General features: G+C 45.8%; 17 protein-coding genes and 2 riboswitches. Of the genes, 6 read left to right on the plus strand and 11 right to left on the minus strand.

Going from position 1 to position 17,783, the window contains the following annotated elements:
• Positions 1-110 precede the first annotated feature (110 nt).
• Positions 111-926, minus strand: coding sequence for a flagellar motor protein MotB (gene motB / locus NYE35_RS00510; RefSeq protein ID WP_341119882.1), 816 nt, complete (start codon positions 924-926; stop codon positions 111-113).
• Positions 910-1,710, minus strand: coding sequence for a flagellar motor stator protein MotA (motA, locus tag NYE35_RS00515; protein WP_036679967.1), 801 nt, complete (start codon positions 1,708-1,710; stop codon positions 910-912). Before motA ends, motB begins: the two co-directional genes overlap by 17 nt.
• 206 nt (positions 1,711-1,916) lie before the next feature.
• On the opposite strand from motA, the gene NYE35_RS00520 reads away from it, so the two are divergent.
• Complete coding sequence (locus NYE35_RS00520) at positions 1,917-2,210, plus strand: hypothetical protein (protein ID WP_036679966.1); 294 nt, start codon at positions 1,917-1,919, stop codon at positions 2,208-2,210.
• Positions 2,211-2,438: 228 nt separating this feature from the next.
• A complete protein-coding gene (locus NYE35_RS00525; RefSeq protein ID WP_036679964.1) occupies positions 2,439-2,726 on the plus strand; it encodes a 4a-hydroxytetrahydrobiopterin dehydratase in 288 nt (95 codons plus the stop codon).
• A gap of 81 nt (positions 2,727-2,807) precedes the next feature.
• Here NYE35_RS00525 and NYE35_RS00530 read toward each other — a convergent pair whose 3' ends face one another.
• The 6 genes from NYE35_RS00530 to NYE35_RS00555 form a co-directional block, all read right to left on the minus strand.
• On the minus strand, positions 2,808-3,164 hold the full coding sequence (locus tag NYE35_RS00530) for a c-type cytochrome (protein WP_036679962.1): 357 nt from the start codon (positions 3,162-3,164) through the stop codon (positions 2,808-2,810).
• 127 nt (positions 3,165-3,291) lie between these two features.
• Positions 3,292-3,777: a GNAT family N-acetyltransferase gene (locus tag NYE35_RS00535; RefSeq protein ID WP_076142534.1), complete on the minus strand. Its 486-nt coding sequence runs from the start codon at positions 3,775-3,777 to the stop codon at positions 3,292-3,294.
• A gap of 188 nt (positions 3,778-3,965) precedes the next feature.
• Positions 3,966-4,457 (minus strand): C40 family peptidase, encoded by a 492-nt coding sequence (locus tag NYE35_RS00540; RefSeq protein WP_036679958.1) that lies wholly within the window; start codon positions 4,455-4,457, stop codon positions 3,966-3,968.
• A gap of 5 nt (positions 4,458-4,462) precedes the next feature.
• A riboswitch (cyclic di-AMP (ydaO/yuaA leader) is annotated at positions 4,463-4,605 on the minus strand.
• A gap of 362 nt (positions 4,606-4,967) precedes the next feature.
• Positions 4,968-5,396, minus strand: coding sequence for a C40 family peptidase (locus tag NYE35_RS00545; RefSeq protein WP_052097401.1), 429 nt, complete (start codon positions 5,394-5,396; stop codon positions 4,968-4,970).
• A 57-nt stretch (positions 5,397-5,453) separates the two neighbouring features.
• Positions 5,454-5,592, minus strand: a riboswitch (cyclic di-AMP (ydaO/yuaA leader).
• Positions 5,593-5,809: 217 nt separating this feature from the next.
• The gene (locus NYE35_RS00550) at positions 5,810-6,640 is read right to left on the minus strand and encodes a hypothetical protein (RefSeq protein WP_036679984.1); all 831 of its coding nucleotides are present in this window, start codon (positions 6,638-6,640) and stop codon (positions 5,810-5,812) included.
• Between the two features lie 11 nt (positions 6,641-6,651).
• On the minus strand, positions 6,652-8,658 hold the full coding sequence (locus NYE35_RS00555; RefSeq protein WP_076106039.1) for a M1 family aminopeptidase: 2,007 nt from the start codon (positions 8,656-8,658) through the stop codon (positions 6,652-6,654).
• Between the two features lie 103 nt (positions 8,659-8,761).
• Between NYE35_RS00555 and NYE35_RS00560 the strand changes: the two genes are divergently transcribed.
• The gene (locus NYE35_RS00560) at positions 8,762-9,268 is read left to right on the plus strand and encodes a YwhD family protein (protein ID WP_036679953.1); all 507 of its coding nucleotides are present in this window, start codon (positions 8,762-8,764) and stop codon (positions 9,266-9,268) included.
• A 78-nt stretch (positions 9,269-9,346) separates the two neighbouring features.
• On the opposite strand, the gene NYE35_RS00565 is transcribed toward NYE35_RS00560, so the two are convergent.
• Positions 9,347-9,820, minus strand: coding sequence for an AbrB/MazE/SpoVT family DNA-binding domain-containing protein (locus NYE35_RS00565; RefSeq protein WP_076106037.1), 474 nt, complete (start codon positions 9,818-9,820; stop codon positions 9,347-9,349).
• A 205-nt stretch (positions 9,821-10,025) separates the two neighbouring features.
• Positions 10,026-12,092: a transglycosylase domain-containing protein gene (locus NYE35_RS00570; protein WP_076106035.1), complete on the minus strand. Its 2,067-nt coding sequence runs from the start codon at positions 12,090-12,092 to the stop codon at positions 10,026-10,028.
• Between the two features lie 181 nt (positions 12,093-12,273).
• On the opposite strand from NYE35_RS00570, the gene NYE35_RS00575 reads away from it, so the two are divergent.
• The 3 genes from NYE35_RS00575 to argS all read left to right on the plus strand — a co-directional run bounded on the left by NYE35_RS00575 (position 12,274) and on the right by argS (position 16,213).
• Positions 12,274-13,458 (plus strand): YCF48-related protein, encoded by a 1,185-nt coding sequence (locus tag NYE35_RS00575; protein ID WP_076106033.1) that lies wholly within the window; start codon positions 12,274-12,276, stop codon positions 13,456-13,458.
• Positions 13,459-14,087: 629 nt separating this feature from the next.
• Positions 14,088-14,531, plus strand: coding sequence for a DUF1934 domain-containing protein (locus NYE35_RS00580; protein WP_036679946.1), 444 nt, complete (start codon positions 14,088-14,090; stop codon positions 14,529-14,531).
• Entirely contained in the window at positions 14,528-16,213 is a 1,686-nt protein-coding gene (gene argS / locus NYE35_RS00585; RefSeq protein WP_036679944.1) for an arginine--tRNA ligase, read from the plus strand. The genes NYE35_RS00580 and argS overlap by 4 nt, the downstream gene beginning before the upstream one ends.
• Before the next feature lie 127 nt (positions 16,214-16,340).
• Here argS and NYE35_RS00590 read toward each other — a convergent pair whose 3' ends face one another.
• Positions 16,341-17,507, minus strand: coding sequence for a S8 family peptidase (locus NYE35_RS00590; protein WP_038568071.1), 1,167 nt, complete (start codon positions 17,505-17,507; stop codon positions 16,341-16,343).
• Between the last annotated feature and the right edge of the window lie 276 nt (positions 17,508-17,783).

Genomic DNA, 17,783 nt, shown 5'->3' on the forward strand with positions numbered 1-17,783 from the left:
TGTCATTACAATAATACAGTTCCATATAGAATGTAGTACTGCAACAAAAAAAAGAGCTGTCCGGGGTCTAAGACCTTTGGACAGCTCTTTTTATTACCTTACGAAATCACTTATTCAGCAGAGGGAATAATCCCTGTAAACTCTTTGGTTTCTTGATATTTTCGAATAATGGAAACCTCTACCCGGCGATTCTTGCTTCGACCGGTAGCTGTGTCATTATCGGAAATAGGATGATACTCGCCGTATCCAATCGCACTAAATTTGCGTGGATTTAAATTCGTGTTCTGCAGCAAAATCTTCATGAACTGAAGTGCCCGATCCGCACTCAGATCCCAGTTGGATGAATAGTTGCTATTAGAAATCGGAATATCGTCGGTGTGCCCTTGCACTACTACATCATAATCCGGGAATTGCTGCAGCATCGTTGAGATGGATTTAGCTAATTGCCGCGAATCATCCTTAACAATGGCTTGGCCAGAAGCGAACAATGCGTTATCACTGATCGTAATCATTAGCTGAGATTGATTAAGCTTCGTACTGAGCAGATCAGTTAGGCCGTTGCTCTTAATATATTGATCGAATTGTTTCTTAAGCTTCTCTAAATCCTCTTGTTCCTTTTGTCGTAGCTTTGCCATTTCTGCTTCTTCAGCTTTCTTGGAAGTAGAGCTACCCATCTTATCATTTTTCCCTAGATCTTCTTGAGTCTTACTAGGCATTGCTGCCCGCTCTTCAAGAATACCTGTACCGCCATTAAGTGCGGAACTGAAGGCCTGACTCATCTCTTCAAATTTCTTGGCATCCGTTGCACTCATAGAATACATAACGATGAACAGAGCCACCAGAAGAGTCATGAGGTCGGAGTAAGGTAACAGCCACGATTCATCGGCATGTTCTTCATGCTCTTCGTGTCTAGTCTTTTTGCTCACCTGATCCACCGTCCTTCTCATTTAACTTAACGCGTTGCGAAGGTGTTAGGAATACAGCAAGCTTCTGATTGATGGCAATAGTAGATACACCGGACTGTATGGACAAAAGACCTTCGACCATCATCATTCGAACTTCGATTTCTTGTTTGGAGAGACGTTTCAGCTTATTAGCAATAGGATGCCATAATACGTAACCTGTAAAGATACCAAGCAATGTGGCGATGAAGGCAGCCCCGATTGCCGCAGCCAGTTTGTTCATATCACTCATATCAGCCAGAGCGGCGATGAGACCGATAACCGCCCCGAGCACCCCGAGGGTAGGAGCATACATACCTGCCTGTGAGAAAATGAGGGCTCCTGCTTTATGTCTATCCTCTGTGGCGTGGATATCCTCCATGAGGACATCGCGGACAAAATCCTGATCATTTCCATCAATAATCATCCGCATGCCGTTTCTGAGGAAGTTATCTTCTATTTCATCGACCTTTGATTCTAGAGCCAACAGACCTTCACGCCGTGTGATAGAAGCCCATTCCATGAACATAGTGATTAATTCGGGTTTACTGATTAATTTCTTTTTGATAAAAATCATTTTGAACAGACTTGGAATCTTTTTGACCTCGTTGAAAGGAAAGGCCATGAAAATAGAAGCTGCCGTACCCACCAAGATAATAACGTAAGCAGCGGGTGTGGCCAAAGCATGAAGTGGAGCGTGCTTGAGGATCATGCCCCAGATTACAGCAACCAAACCAAAAATTAAACCAATTATTGTTGAAATTTCCATTTTGCACCTCGTCCGTGAGATTTAAGATGTGTTCCGACAATGCCGCGTATATCATCCTTGAAACAGCGGCAGGGCACTCTGTGCGAAACCGAATTAACGTATATTCTTATTTATCGACATCATTCGGTTTTTTGTGAAGTCATTTTTTCGGCTATAATGGATAAGGTAAGTAATTATTCATCTGTGAAGAAAACGGAGTGATATACGTGGGTGTAAAGCATGGTAGAGATTACGGTGAAATTCTAACCGATTTGACCGAAGCCGTCGGACGAATTTCCGATGGATATTTATTTTTTGAGATGGATCCGGACGAGTGGCAGGAACTACCCCAAGAATCAAAGCTGGAGGTATGGGAAGCATTGGCTGAGGATCTTTTCTTCGCGCTGGGTAATGAACCTATGATTGAAGTGGGGAGCGGCGTAATTATTTACGATAAGGACACGCACCGCATTAATATTCTAGTTGGCGAAGAGGATTTGGCTTCAGTAGTTTTGATTTAGGCAGAGGAGACGTCTGGACGTAATTTGCCCGTAGTTAGTAGCCCGTGTTAAAATTGATAAAGCCGAGTTATAATCGCTGGGATTTGTGAATACATTTAATCGAAAATATCGCCTTTATCCTGGCACATCCCTTGGACCTCAGAAGCTAAGGGATGTTTTGTTTAACGCCTAAGACAAGTAAAGGGAACTACGCACTTTACTGCAATTTTTTGTAAGGGAGGAAACGAATTGTTATTTACGGAAGAGGAACTGCGTGAGGAGATCACCAAGCTGGAGGGCTGGAAACTGGAAGATAATGTTATGGTGCGAAAATATATGTTCAGCCAATATATGAAGGGCATTGCGTTCGTTGATGAAGTAGCCACGATTTCAGAAGCCTTCGATCACCATCCACATATTACGATTGATTATAAAACAGTTACCCTGCGCCTGAAATCTAATGAAGAAGATGGGATTACAGCTCTAGATCTTCGAGAGGCGCATGAATTTAATGAAGCCTTTGAAAAAAATCATTAGTTTAGCCAAAATCATAAAATAAACGCCCGTGCACAGATAGTCACCTATCTCATACACGGGCGTTTTTGGTTGCTTGGCTGGTTACTTTTTCTCTGAGAGCCAGAGTGCGACGTTGGCGATCTCTTCAGGAGCTAGCTTCTCCTTAAAGGAAGGCATTTGGCCACGTCCTTTGGTGACGATGCTGTAGATTTCCTCAGCGTCATGCTGACCGCCTTCATTCTGAAGACTTGGTCCAACTCCACCTTGAAGCTGATCGCCGTGACAGGTGATACAGCTGGCTTTCACGGTTGCTTCTGCCTTTGCGGCGTCCAGTTGAACTACCGGCATCGTGGGCTTATTTTCTTCTGCTACCTCTTCTTTACCCGGAAGTGTAAACATGAGTACTACCGCAAAGGCACAGGCGGCAAAAAACAAACCGCTCATGATCCATTTCTGCATCCCAATTCGTCCCTTCTATGTAAGCTGCTCCCTACATTATAGCTTATGGTGAAGCGTTATCATAGGGTTTGTGACAAAAAAATGAACGAGAATACAATCATTCTTATGAAATATCTGGTATTTAATATCATTTGTCATAGACCATGCAATAAAAAGGTTTGTCTCCTGTAGGTGTGCGGCGTTCATACGTATCTGTAATCGTAAATCCACATTTTTGATAAGTTCGAATGGCGCGTTGGTTCCAGGTCAGGACTTCCAGATCTATCTCACGATCAGGATAACGACTCAAGGCTGTCTGGACGATGGCATCTACGAATAGTTTGCCTAAACCATGGCCGCATAGATCGGGGCGCATCCCAACTCCTAAACGGACGACTCCTTCCATCGGGAACAACTGTGCGAATCCGCACAAAACCTTATTTTCATTTAATATGGAGATATATTGTTCCTCCCGGAGCTGCGGATCACCAAACTCGATGCCAAGAGCCTGCATCTGCTCCCACGGCATCCAGCCATAAATATTATATGGGGGCGTATAGCTCCACTTACAAATAGCTTCTCCGTGAATTGCCTCCATAGGAACAACATGAAAAGTTACCGAGGGGTTTATCATAAGGTCAACGATCTCCTTTCACGAGGACATTGCTATATTACTAATTATATACAAAATGGGGGAGGTTCGACTCAGAAACTTTATATGAGGGGAATGTTTTACAAATTATGAGAGGGGTAAATAAGTAATAAGACAAAAAAACAAGCTCTCCTCCAAGAGTACCTTGGAAAAGAGCCTATGTACGTTATTTATTGCACATCATCATTGTCTTCCGATTCAGCAGCAACCGATTGGTAAGCGTCTGTGCTCATAATGCGCTTGGCACCAACGTAGCGTTTCACGTAGTAGCTATCACTCAGAGAGCTAATCGTAACACCGCGTGAGGTAGAAGCGTGTGCGAACTTACCTTCACCGACATAAATGCCGACATGGGAGACACCTTTGCCACTTGTATTGAAGAATACAAGATCTCCGGCTCTTATATCATCACGGGAGATTGCTGTGCCCATTTGATATTGGGAACCTGATTGGTGTGGAAGGTTAATGCCAATCTTATCAAACACATACATTGTAAATCCGGAGCAATCAAATCCGTTAGTGGATATACCGCCGGATACGTATTTAGTACCGATGGCCTTGTCAATCACTTTATCCATTTTGGAATCTGCGAAAGCGCTTCCTGCTCCGATGGTGAGGATGATGGAAAAGCTTAGTACTGCTGCTGCTAACTTCTTCTTCAAAAGTGTATACCCCTTCCAAATGCCTACGAGGTTAGCTTAAGGGTTCGGTTGAAGGTCCCCTATGACCCCTCTATATAATGGAGGTCAATTCACCCAAAGTTGGTTCCCCCGTTTTCCTAATAGTTAGGAAACTCGGCTCATACTGTTGATTAGGATTAGCTTGTAATCAATACATGACAAAACCTTTGTAAATAACAACTTAATGATTACAAAAATGTTACTAAAATCTCACTGCGCTAATTGTAACAAACAGAAAGCCGCTTGGCAATCGTTTTTAACATATTAATGCAGAAAAATTGGAATTTTTACGGTAGAAAGGCATATGTAAGCGTTAATAATGACCTAATTTTTAATATAATTGCAATTTTTATCAAATAAACGTGTTTCAATTGGGCTCTAATAGTGTAAAAATATATTATGGAATAAAGAAAAACCCGAATTTGATTACGGGCATAATCAGATTCAGGTTCATATAGTTGTAATTGTGAGGTTATAGTTGTGAGGAAGGTTTCAATCGAAGGCTACAGCTTGATAAGCTGAAGTACTCATTACTCTTTTAGCGCCAACATAACGATTGGCCCAGTAGGCCTGACTGAGTGAAGTGATGGTCACTCCACGCGAAGAGGACGATTGTGCGAATTTTCCGTTTCCAACATAAATGCCGACATGGGATACTCCATTGCCAAGTGTGTTAAAGAACACTAGATCACCAGAACGCAGATTGCTTTTGGATACAGCAGTTCCAACGCTATATTGAGCTTTTGATGTACGAGGTAAAGTAAGACCCACATTCTTGAATACATACTTTGTAAATCCAGAGCAATCAAATCCGGCAGTGCTTGTACCTCCGGTTTTATAGGCAACTCCAATAGTCTTTGAGATTACAGAGTCCATTTTAGAGTCGGCAAAGGCGCTTCCTCCACCAATAGATAATGCCATTACAAGTCCTAGCGCCGCAGCGACGCATTTTTTTCTTAAATTATGTCTTTTCAAAAGATGTACTCCTTCCAAGGCCTGCGAGGTTAGCTTAAGGGTTCGGTAGAAGATTCCCTATGATCCCTGTAAAGCGAGATCAATTCACCCAAAATATGGTTCCCCCACTTCCCGGTGCAAAGGAATTAGGCGTGTTAAGCACCAGAGAATGACGTTTCGACAGTTACACTTACGATAAATACATTTAGTTATGTAGGAATCGTTTCAATTGATTACAAAATTGTTACTAATAGCACAGGACTTATTGTAACAGAGCTTTTACGATTTTGCAAATACTCTTAAGTTATCCGTAATGAGAAAAAGTCCCAGCTCCTGAATACAGGAATTGGGACCTTTTTATTATGTCAAATAAGGTTGATTTATTGTGGAAATGCTTTGCTACGCCATAGATGATATTGTGCAGAGATTCCCCACATTTTTAAGAGCGTAGAAGGTAGTGGTGAGATTTGCCGTATTATAAGTGCCGGTAGGCCGGGACAGAACAGACCCGTCAGTCCGCACACTAGCAGTAAGAGCAGGCCTCCCGCCCCAAGTACAATGGAAACACCTATAGCAGGAATCAGTGACCGCAAGCAGATGATCAGTGAGGAGAACATTCCTGTACCGCCGGTGTAACCAAACTGCATATATAGAAGAAACAGGCGCACGATAAAAATATATATAAGCCATGCCAATACGTATGGTACTAAATGAAGTAACAAAGCGTAGTTAAACAAAGAGGATAAGAACAGCCCGTACATTTTTGGAGCAAGCCAGTAAAGCGGCAGCAGGGTCAGCACCCATTCGATTAGGCTAAAGACTAAGACAGGTAGTCCATAGATCTTCATGCCAGGGAAAAAGAACAGTCCACGCTCGCCCTTTCGCTCCTGGTGGAGCTCATGCAGCAATCCTGCCCTTATGAAAGGGGAAAGCAGAAGTCGCAAGACAACAAGCGCCAGAAGCATCCATAACCAAGTGCGTATCGCAGGGTCCGTATTCAAGCTGAACTGTCCCTCGATATAATACAACAGTCTGCCCATACCGCTGCCTCCGGCGTCTTTATCCGGATAGCGCAGTAGAATTGGAATAATAGCAGATCGGATGAAACCATACATAAAGTAGCCCCAGAGCAGTCGGTAGATGAAGAGCAGAATTAAAATATAAAATTGCTCCTTCATGCTTTGCCAGCCGCGGGTTATCGATGTTCTCACAATCATTCACCTCACCAGACAAGAGTTCCGAGCACGGTTTCAAGTAGTTTAGTTACACTTAATGTCCAGCGAGAGAGCGTCTTGGGCTCTATTTCCGCCAGCCTAAAGTTGTTTAGATGTTTGCTCTCCAATAAGATGGAATGTTCAGGGTCAATCTCAGCAGAGAGAAGAGGCTTATCGCTTAACAATTGAAACGTAGTCTCTGCTCCTTCACCGTTCCAGACCCGCTGCACCGAAGAGCTGTCGGCGAATGTGAATTTCACGGGAACATCAACGTAATGGCTCCCTTTGTTTGAAATCTTCACTAATGATTCGTAGCTTGGGGCATCGCCGCTGTTATTTTTTTTAAAAGTAATCGTATCTACTGAGAAGTCAGGCGCTCCATCACCATAAATGTAATCATCGAAATAGGCCTGCCATGATTTTTTGGTTACCTTCTCAACGACTTTCTGAAAATCTGACGTAGCAGGATGCTCGAAACGGAACTTACGAGCGTAGGAGGACATGATGTTGTTCATTGCTTTGGTACCTACCTGGCGTTCGATATCTTTAAGTACAAGCTTGCCGCGGATATAAACATTTCGGCTATAGGAATCCGCCCCTGCATATTTCCACGTTTCCAGATTTAACGGCTCAGGTATAGTTACCAGGCTGGCCTGTAAAGGCAAATTAGACTTGATACCGTATTCTTGCTCCATAAGTCTGTCTTCGGCATAGGAAGTGAAGCTTTCATCCAGCCAGGCCTCCTCGAATTCATTACTGGCTATCATACCGTAGAAGTATTGATGGCCGATTTCATGAATGACGGTTCTTTCAAGTGAGGTATCTGGAGAAGAATCCGCGGCCCCAAAGGCTGTAATAAGGGTAGGGTATTCCATTCCTCCAGCACCGTTGCCCTCCTTAGGTGGGACGACAATAGACAGCGTAGAGTAGGGATAAGGACCATACCATTTGCTGAAGTAGGTCAGGGCAGCCTTGGCAGCCTGAAGGTAACGCTCTTTTAAATCTTTGTGTAGTGGGTCGAGATACACCTTAATTCGTACTCCAGGCACCTCCGGCGTAGAGAAGGCTTCCTCAGCTACTGTAAAATCAGGGGAAGCGGCCCAAGCGAAATCGTGGACATCATCGGCGTAGAACTGATATATTTTCTGATCTTGTTTGAGCTTGGCATTTTTTACAGGAAATCCGGTCGCAGCCACCGTATAGTTGGAAGGGACGGCAATCGTTACATTAAAGATGCCAAAATCACTGTAAAACTCAGAGGTTCCGTGATACTGATGCAGGTCCCAGCCTTCTTCTTTAACTCCGCGTGTGCCCCTCGGCTCGTATACACTAAGCTTAGGGAACCATTGCCCAGCCATAACGAAGTTACCTGAAGCACCCATGCGTGCAAAGATTTTGGGAAGCTGGACTTCATACTGAAGCTTAAGTGTTACACTTTCCCCACCATTAACAGGCTGAGGAAGATGTACCTTTAGGAGCGTCTTATCGTTGATATTGCCGTCATCAGGTTGGACATATTGCACTCTTTGCATTAGCGAAGTTCCTTCTGTCGTGCGCAGATCGGTCAGCGTCATATTTCCGAAGCCATTCTCAGGCATACTGTCGCCTCTGAGCGTCCCCCCGGATTCCTTCATAAAGGTGGTATCTGATGAGGCAAATGCATTTGGATACATGTGAAAATATAAATCACTTACTGGCTTTACTCCGGGGTGTGTCCAGGTTACTGTCTCAGAAGCTTTTAAGGTTTCTGTGTCAGGAACAAGCTGGACATCAATGTGATACTCGACTACCCGCTGGCTTAAAGCCTCCTCTGCCGGGACGGGCGCGCTCTCAGGCAATACCTGCTGTGGTAGGGCTGCAGGCGCTGTGCCGCTGGAGGACTTGGCCTCTTTTGAAGCAAAGCTAGTAACAGAAGCTGTAGAGCTATCCCCTGAAAAGGCCCATATTCCTCCTCCCAGCAGCGCGAGGATGGCCAGGGTCGCAAAGATGATGTACTTTAATGACAGTGACTTCATAGTGTGATTCCTCCCGTGACAAGCATCTACGGGATGTATATGTTTGCAATCGCCGCATTATTAGCTAAAATTAAATTATTCGTAAGAGGAAGGGTGTGCACTCGTGGACAACATACAACCGGAGGGCAAGAAACAGATTGCCTTAAATATTGTGAACGCTAAAAGTAAACATAAAGGCTTTGGAGCAGGCTCTATAGATCTCAACAACGTTTCACCTGTCATTATTGATGGTGATGTGGCGGTTATTGATATCGGTGCCATGCATGCCAAGAGCAAAGTGGAAAAAGGAATTAAATTTTCCATGAATCGTGAAGATGTACCGAATGGAAGACAGGTTTGGGTGGTATGGGTAGCGGTAGACCGTACATTGGAAGCTCAATTTTATGGTGGAATCACAGCCTGTGAAATGTGGATTGATACAGAAGCGCGCCGCGGATGGAAAATTCTTGCCGAGCATGTCAATAAGCTGGATGCAGCTCTTAAACGCAAGATCGATGTGGCAGGGCTTGGAGCCATTGAGAAGTCGGCGCTCAAATCCCTTCTGATCTCTCATAATGAAGCATGGTGGAATGCATCCTCAGATGAGCTTAAAGCTGCACTGACTGAATAGTATAGGAGCCTCCAGAAGGGTTATCCGATATAGAAAAAGCTTCGACCTCCGGAAATAGGAGCGTCGAAGCTTTTTAATTTATGATTTGCTTGTGCTGCTAAGCTTGCGTTTGAGCTGACTCACTCTGGCTTGGCTAATCCCGAGGATTTCTGCAAGTTCTTTTTGGTTGGCATAGGGATGATCTTCAATAGCTTGTTCCAGACGTTGGCACATTTCCTCTGTCTTCGACTTTCGGATGCTGGTGTTGTGCTCAGGTGCCTCAACAACAAAATCCTCACGTGACTCTGGCAATTGAGACATGCGTTCAGGATCGACAATTTCTTTTAGACAGTTGCTACAAATAAACTGCTCTTTATAGTAGGTGACATGGTCGTGGCTTCTGCAAAATGTACACTCTGTCGAGGTGTACTTCCTAAGGACGATGATTTTTTCGTCTAAAACAAAAAATTCGATAGGATCACCAATGTCAATATTACGCGTCATACGGATTTCTGCGGGAACCACAATTCTCCCAAGACTGTCTAAACTCCGGATCATGCCTGTATCCTTCATCCCATGTCCCTCATTTACATCATTATATTTTGGTTTCTAATAACTATTATAGCAGTAATTGAGAGTTAAGAGAATGGGGTAAGCATAATAAATAAAACGGTTACATCCCTTGTGCGATAAGTGATATTTGAGTTTGGCAATCCTGTTGTTACTACAATATATAACTTATAAAAAAAGAAAAACCCCTTCAATATAAATGAAGAGGCTAATTCAACCACCAGCGTTTAATGTTCTTCCACAGGGAACGGTTTTCTTCAGCAGAATCTACCTTACTTTGTGTGTCATCCACAGCAGGAGCGGAGCCTGTGCCATGCAGTTCGCAGTATTCGGTGGGCTCAGTTCCACTAATAAAAGTTTCCAGTTCTTTGTCGGGACATGCTGCTGTAGCAAGTTTGCCGGATTGCGGATTGACGTATACGCTGACTATTCCATCTGGAATAGGGAAAATTTTTGGAGGGACATTTTCCAGCGCTTTTTCAGTAAATTGGGCGAAAATGGGGGCTGCGCGCCGTCCGTCGGTAGTTGCGATGTCGCGCCCCTTGTCGTAACCAACCCAGACTGCAGTTGATAGCTCCGGGGTGAAACCTACCATCCAGCCATCTGTATCCGTGGTGCCGGTCTTGCCGGCTACCGGACGTTTAATTATGGAAGCCACACGATTACCCGTCCCCCCAGTCTCGAATACTCCCTCCATTAAACGAGTCAGTACATAGGCAGCTGAAGGTTCTACGACGGTTACTCCTTTGGGTTGAGGTGCTTCATACAGGACCATGCCATTTGAATCGGTTATTTTTAGAATGGCTGTGATCGGCATTTTCTGACCGCCGTTTCCAATTACAGCGAAAGCTGCAGCCATTTCAAGCGGACTGATCGGTGAAGTGCCTAGGGCCAGTGATGGTACGCTTTGAAGTGGACTGTCAATGCCCATCTTCGCAGCCATTTCGCTTACTTTATCCGCGCCGATCTTCATAATTGTATTAACAGCATAGATATTGTCGGATGCTGCGATAGCTTGCCGCATATTAATTTCACCCAGATACTTATCCCCAAAGTTTCGGGGCTGATACGTTTTGCGGTTGTTATCATAATGAAACATCGTTGGCTGACTATTAAAGACCGAAAGTCCTGTCATCTCTTTGGATGAGAGTGCGGCCAAATACATAATCGGCTTAAAGGAAGAACCCGGCTGGCGTGTGGTGGCCAAAGCATGATTGTACTGGTTGGTACGATAATTTTTTCCGCCGACCATTGCTTTGATGTAACCGGTGCGAGGATCGATGGATACAAGTGCAGTCTCCAGATCACTAGTTTGATCCATCTCTTTGTCAACGGCATTTTCTGCGGCATGCTGCATGTCAGGGTCAAGGGTGGTATAGACATTTAATCCGCCTTGCTCCAGCTCATCATTACTGATGTGGAGAGACTCTATGGCCAAATTGCGGATATAATCCCGGAAATAAGGCGCAGCTACAAGCGTATCCTTTTGTCCTTGCGGCTTGAAGTTTAAGTTCTCTTGGACGGCTTGTCCCGCTTCTTCCTGAGTGATATTGCCTAAATTGGCCATGACGGTCAGGATGATTCTCTGGCGCTTTTTAGCATTGTCCATGTGGTTGTAAGGTGAATAATAGGTAGGTCCCTTTGGAATTCCAGCCAGCATGGTACTCTCTGCCAGGTCTAAATCCGCTGCAGATTTACCAAAATACATCCGTGAGGCTGCTTCAATGCCGTAAGCACCGTGGCCATAGTAGATATTATTTAAATACATGTTCAGGATTTCATCTTTGCTGTATTTCATCTCCAGCTGCATCGTATAGACAGCTTCTTTAGCCTTGCGCGTCCATGTTTTTTCATGGGATAGGTAGAGGTTACGTGCGAGCTGCTGAGTTAGCGTACTAGCACCCTGCGACCGGTTTCCCTCTTCCAGATTGACTAGAACAGCTCGCGCCATCCCCTTCAGATCAAATCCGGAATGTTCATAAAATTTACGATCCTCGACTGCTAGTGTAGCTTCAATGAGCAGGGGAGAAATTTGACTTAATTTGACGGGTTCGCGGCTGCGGCCGTCTGAGGTAAAGGTGGCAAGAACATTGCCCCGGGAGTCAAACAGCTTGGAGCGCACATCATCGCTAATCGGTGGAAGATCTTTTTGATATAGATAACCGAGCAGAGCTCCGGTGGTTATTACAAATAATATGATCAAGGCTGCCAGCAGCCGAAATAAACGCCGGAAGCGGCTTTTTCGTTTCGGTGGATTCGTTGATTCGCGTGTCATGGCACCAGACTCCTTTCTCTCATATTATGGGGAAGGATCTGGAAGGATATTCATTAGGGATATGGAGGGTAACAAATTGTTTCTATTTTGTGATTGTTTAAGGTAGATAGGCCATCATCTCTGGCGGTATAACAGAGTAGGGATTGTAAGTAAGGGTATATACATATTAGGAGGTGTCATCATGAAATGGACGAAAAAGATTCATAAGACGACAATAACCGCCCTCTCGGCGACGCTTATTATGGTATCAGGCTGGAGTGCACCAGTAACTTCTGTACATGCTGCGGCTGCACCAGCACCAGCGACTTGCGGCACAGGAGATCACGGCTTGCTACAGGCCCTGCAAAACAAGCACTCAGGTGATATATCCACACCGCTTAGCTTTTCTGATGTTCAGTTTTTGAAAGGGAATACCGGACGGGCAGCAGGTAATGGATTTATGATTGGTACCTCTGACGGAGGCTGCCATTTTCAAGAGATCTATCAAGGCCAATGGAGCTTCAAACAATTCGATTTTCCCGATAATGTACATGGCTTTGCGCTTGCTTCTGTAGAGGAGGGGCAGGCTCAATATTTAATCGGTACCTCTAACGGTGGCTCGGAGTGGAAGAGACTTTCGAACAAAGCCGTCAGCTTTGAAAGAATAAATTTTATCGATAGTAAGAAAGGTTTTGCTTATGAGAGAGCCGCAACGTATCACACCAAAGACGGGGGGCTGAGCTGGAGTAAGATTTCCACCCCACCCAATACAAGAGGTGCTTATTTTAGTGACCGGAATACCGGCTGGGCGGTTGTAATCGTGCCGGGAAGCGGGTATCGGGTAATGAAGACCACAGATGGAGGGGCAACTTGGAGCCTTTCACTTAAGGCGGCTTTTGCCGAGCCCGAGTTTGGACAAATCTCCGCTAAGGGAGATCAGGTCGCTGTAGTGCTCTATGGCGGTACGGGGATGAGTCAGACCTCCTACTCGCTGTATGAAAGTGCGAACAGGGGGGGAAGTTGGAATCGTGTGATCGCTCAGGAAACTGCGGGCGGCGGACCTGCGCCAGGAAGTGGCAAGGCTGAATTCAATAAAGGGCCAGCTGCTGGCAAACCTGGGAACCTGCAACTTGTGGGAAACAGCACCTCCTTTTTAGTGGGGTTTTCCCCAGCAGCAGAGAAAGTGGCGGTTGGACGCTCTTATAACGGCGGTAAGCAATGGACTAATCTTCCGGCGCTCGCTGGTTATGAGGGGGTAATCTCCTTCACTAGTAATAAAGAGGGCTGGCTCGCCATCCGTGAGCTTGATTACTCTTCCTTGTATGTGACCAAAGACGGCGGAGCTTCATGGGAACGCAGGTTTTCTTTGAAAGTGATGACCCAATAATTCTTTACAGTGCAAGAATATAAGTTCCGATGTATTGTGAAAATCGCAAATAGACAGCAGAGCAGCGATTCTCCGGATACTTGGGGAATCGCTGCTCTGTATTTTTGTCGTTGGTATCTTTGCTTGCTTCAATAGTACCCTTATCAGTGCCCTAATCAGATCCCTCATCCTCGGAGGGTTACGGACCCAGATGACGTTATTTGCAAATTTTCGGCCTTTGGGATAGAGTTTCGGACTCCAGTAACACTATTCTCTAGAAAGAGGTTCACATGGGTTGTTTTTTAGGCTAATAGCGACTATGAAGTCCGTTATCGCACCAAATATGGAATCATACTGCGCATAGGGTCATTTATGTCCGATAGGTGCTTGGTAGGTGCAAATATTATCGAAGTAAATGATATACATAGAGAATGGACGTTCAAAGTGTGCTTTTAATCATCAATATGGTAATATTTTATGTGCTTATGAAGATATGCTTGATTCTGTATTGAAATGCTTCTTTGAACTGGATTATAGTGTACAATGGGAAAGCGAAATAGGCCTTTGATTAATATAAAAATGTTTAAGCTTTGCCATTAGACGTTTTTCTTATGCAGAATGCAGAGGCTTGCAGAATGGAGGAACGTGTGATGCCTGAAATACAGTCTGACAAATATGATGTCTCTATTACGCTCGTGAGCCTTCAAGATGGTCAGCGAAATGTTATGGAAGCGAATGGAGAAGTAACATCCAAAGGACCGCATCTATATATTCAATATGAAGAATTAGAGCAGGGTCCTCGCGGGGAGGAAGTTTCTGTTCGTACAACGATAAAGATTGCAGGTAATCAACTGAAGCTAATCCGCCATGGCGGGATTCAGTCAGAGCAGAGCTTTGAAGCTGGACGGCGTCTGCCAGGATTCTACCGCTCGCCATATACGCAGTTCAATCTTTCTACGGAAACGAACAAGCTGGAAGTTGTGCGCGAAGGGCGCTCTTTAACGGTTGCCTGGGAATATGATTTGTACGTTTACGAGGAATTGACAGGAAAGTTCGCTATTAGTTTGCATATACAGGAGGAACCGAAATTATGACACATAGTAAGAATCCGTTAGAGCTTGTAAATGAACGGGTAAAAGAAGCCATCGCCGATGCGATTGTGAATGCTGGGCTGGTTGCACCGGAAGAGGTTCCGGATATTGTACTGGAAGTACCAAGAGATAAGGCGCACGGTGATTTGGCTACGAACGCTGCTATGCAGCTGACCAAAATTGCTAAACGTAATCCACGCCAGATTGCGGAAGCTATTATTGAGCATTTGGATACGAGCAGAGCTTCTATTGAGAAAGCGGAAATTGCAGGACCAGGCTTTATTAACTTTACCCTGTCTAAGAACTACTTGTACCCAATCATCAGCCTTGTTGCTGAGCAGGGGGATGACTATGGCCGTATTAATCTGGGTCAAGGTCAGAAGGTTGAAATGGAGTTCGTCAGTGCCAATCCAACAGGTAGCCTACATTTAGGGCATGCCCGTGGTGCTGCTGTCGGTGATGCGCTGTGTAATGTGCTTGATTATGCAGGTTATGAGGTGACCCGGGAATATTATATTAATGATGCCGGTAACCAAGTGGCTAATCTGTGTAAATCCATTGAAACCAGATACCTGCAGGAGCTGGGTCAAGAGGCAGAAATGCCGGAAGATGGTTACCATGGTGAGGATATTAAGGGTTTTGCGAAGGAGCTTGTGGCAGAAAAGGGCGATACCTTGCTCGAGATGAGCCCTAGTGAGCGTGCTGCTTTTTTCCGGACCTATGGACTTAATAAAGAGTTGGATAAAATCAAACGTGATCTAGGTCTTTTCCGTGTAAACTTCGATATCTGGTTCAGTGAAACCTCGCTGTATGAGAACGGAGAAGTACTGCGCTCGCTGGACGAGCTCCGTGATCGTGGAGAAGTGTACGAGCAAGATGGGGCAACCTGGCTGCAAACGACAAAATACGGCGATGATAAAGACCGTGTCTTGATCAAAAATGATGGCACATATACCTACCTTACCCCGGATATTGCTTATCACAGCGATAAGTATGGCCGCGGTTACGATAAAATGATTAACATTTGGGGCGCTGATCACCATGGTTATATTCCGCGGATGAAGGCGGCAATGTCAGCCCTTGGCAATGATCCTGAGAAGCTAGTGGTTCTGATTGCTCAGATGGTCAGCCTGTTCCAGAATGGTGAAAAGGTCAAAATGTCCAAACGTACCGGCAAAGCGGTTACGATGGAAGATTTGATGGAGGAAGTAGGAATCGATGCGATTCGTTATTTCTTCACCATGCGCAGCATGGATTCTCATCTTGATTTCGATATGGATTTGGCGATCTCTACTTCTAATGAAAATCCTGTATTCTATGTTCAATATGCGCATGCCCGTATTTGCAGTATTTTCCGTCAGGCAGAGGAGCAAGGGATTTCTATCCCTGATTACGCTGAAATTGACTTCTCCAAGCTGACAGCAGTGCATGAATATGACCTGCTGCGAAAAATTGGTGAGCTCCCGGCAGAAATCGCTGTTGCGGCTGAAGGTTATGCTCCACATCGCCTCATCCGTTATGTATATGAGCTGGCTGCGATGTTCCACAGTTATTACAAAGCTGAACGTGTAATTACTGAGGATGCTGCTCAAACCGTGGCGCGTCTTGCATTGCTTGGCGCAACGCGTACTACTATTGCCAATGTACTGCGTCTTGTCGGAGTTTCTGCACCGGATCGCATGTAAATCAACAGCAAACGACAAAAAATCCGCCTTCCGGTTTCCTGGGGGCGGATTTTTCTTTGCTGCCGTTCTTCGCACTGGCATCAGCTGCGCTCACGTCAGAGTGACCCACCCGGTGCCCGGGCGGGGTCTACACGTTCGCGGAGACCGAACGCTTCGCCCTTACTCCTGCTCTCAGCAGTCGCAGGGCATCGGCAGAGCCGCCGCCTAGGGATGCGCGGCGTTGCCCCTTGCGTAGCCGCACCGGGGACGCGGTGCGGCGCAAGAGCAGCTTCAGCTCCCTTGGCGTGAGGCCCGGTCGCAGTGCGAGCAGCAATGCGGCGGCTCCCGTGACATGCGAGGTCGCCATGGAGGTGCCGCTCATTTCTTTGTAGCCCTCCTTCAGCCAGCAGGAGGGCACGCCTTCGCCGGGCGCGTATACATCGATATATGAACCGCGATTGCTGAAGCCGGCAACCCGGTGTCTTTTATCGATGGCGCCCACGGCTATCGTCTCGGGATAACGTGCGGGATAGTCCCCGCCACGTTTGCCGTCATTCCCAGAGGAGGCAATGACGGCGATTCCGGCCCGATATGCTTTTATAACCACATTGTGGAGCGCCTTGCTTCTAGTCTTCATTCCAAAGCTCATATTAATGACGTCGATTCGGTTCTGCACACACCAATCAATACCTAGCACAATATCGGACACATAGGCTGATCCACTATGATCAAAGGCCTTGACTGGATATAGCAGCGCTCGAGGCGCCACTCCCATCATTCCGCGATTTCCCCCTGCTGCCGCTAAGGTTCCGGCGATATGAGTTCCGTGCCCGTTATCATCCAGCGGCAGCATCCCGCGGTGTAGTAGGTTGACTCCAGAGGCTAATGAATGCTTCAGATCGGGATGACGGTAATCCGCGCCGGTGTCAATGACGCCGATTTTGACGTGAACTCCGGTTGATTTAGACCATGCCTGAGGAGCATGAATCGCTTTCACCCCCCAAGGGAGCGCGGCGATTCCGCTTTTTTCGTTAGCTATGGAATGAATTTGAATCTGCAGATCGTCTTCGACGTTTAGAAGGTCTGCAAATCGGTTCATCAGCTTTCCGGCGGCAGCGGGCACGAAGAAGGCCCGAATCAGCGGAGATACCTGTACTTGACGCAGCTCGGGCTGCTTTGCTTTTAGAGCCTTCCATTGGGAGAAAGCTCCGGCATACTGGCGGGGATCGTTGAAGGTAAGAATACGCCGCTCACCATTTTTTGGGGCAACCGATATTTCTTCAAGAAGCATGTTCCAAAATTTGTAATAGTCCATAGGTTTCGCTGTCCCCCCTCGGTGCCCTGCTGCCATATTGTATGAGCGGAGGGAGGGGTCCGAATGGGAACTTGCCCTTTTTTAAGGAAATGGGCTGCCCAGCGTGTCAAAAGACGGCGCTTTACATAAAATAAACAGAAGAGATTAAAACTCTCTTTGTAACATCCCGTAAGGAGCCGATCCTTGGCGTGGATACAGTCATGCGCGGAGGTCTTCCTCCGCCTTTTTAAATCCCATTTCTGAAAACTTTGGGTGCGGCGACCCTTGCTACAATTA

The sequence above is a fragment of the Paenibacillus sp. FSL L8-0494 genome, from assembly GCF_038003695.1.
In the GTDB taxonomy this organism is placed as follows: Bacteria; Bacillota; Bacilli; order Paenibacillales; family Paenibacillaceae; genus Paenibacillus_AQ; species Paenibacillus_AQ odorifer.

Excerpts from the sequence above, each read along its gene's own strand:
- motA (WP_036679967.1), bottom strand. The coding sequence starts at position 1,710 with ATGGAAATTTCAACAATAATTGGTTTAATTTTTGGTTTGGTTGCTGTA.
- NYE35_RS00530 (WP_036679962.1), bottom strand. The coding sequence starts at position 3,164 with ATGCAGAAATGGATCATGAGCGGTTTGTTTTTTGCCGCCTGTGCCTTT.
- NYE35_RS00535 (WP_076142534.1), bottom strand. The coding sequence starts at position 3,777 with ATGATAAACCCCTCGGTAACTTTTCATGTTGTTCCTATGGAGGCAATT.
- NYE35_RS00545 (WP_052097401.1), bottom strand. The coding sequence starts at position 5,396 with ATGGCATTATCTATTGGTGGAGGAAGCGCCTTTGCCGACTCTAAAATG.
- NYE35_RS00555 (WP_076106039.1), bottom strand. The coding sequence starts at position 8,658 with ATGAAGTCACTGTCATTAAAGTACATCATCTTTGCGACCCTGGCCATC.
- NYE35_RS00565 (WP_076106037.1), bottom strand. The coding sequence starts at position 9,820 with ATGAAGGATACAGGCATGATCCGGAGTTTAGACAGTCTTGGGAGAATT.
- NYE35_RS00570 (WP_076106035.1), bottom strand. The coding sequence starts at position 12,092 with ATGACACGCGAATCAACGAATCCACCGAAACGAAAAAGCCGCTTCCGG.
- NYE35_RS00575 (WP_076106033.1), top strand. The coding sequence starts at position 12,274 with ATGAAATGGACGAAAAAGATTCATAAGACGACAATAACCGCCCTCTCG.
- NYE35_RS00580 (WP_036679946.1), top strand. The coding sequence starts at position 14,088 with ATGCCTGAAATACAGTCTGACAAATATGATGTCTCTATTACGCTCGTG.
- argS (WP_036679944.1), top strand. The coding sequence starts at position 14,528 with ATGACACATAGTAAGAATCCGTTAGAGCTTGTAAATGAACGGGTAAAA.
- NYE35_RS00590 (WP_038568071.1), bottom strand. The coding sequence starts at position 17,507 with ATGGACTATTACAAATTTTGGAACATGCTTCTTGAAGAAATATCGGTT.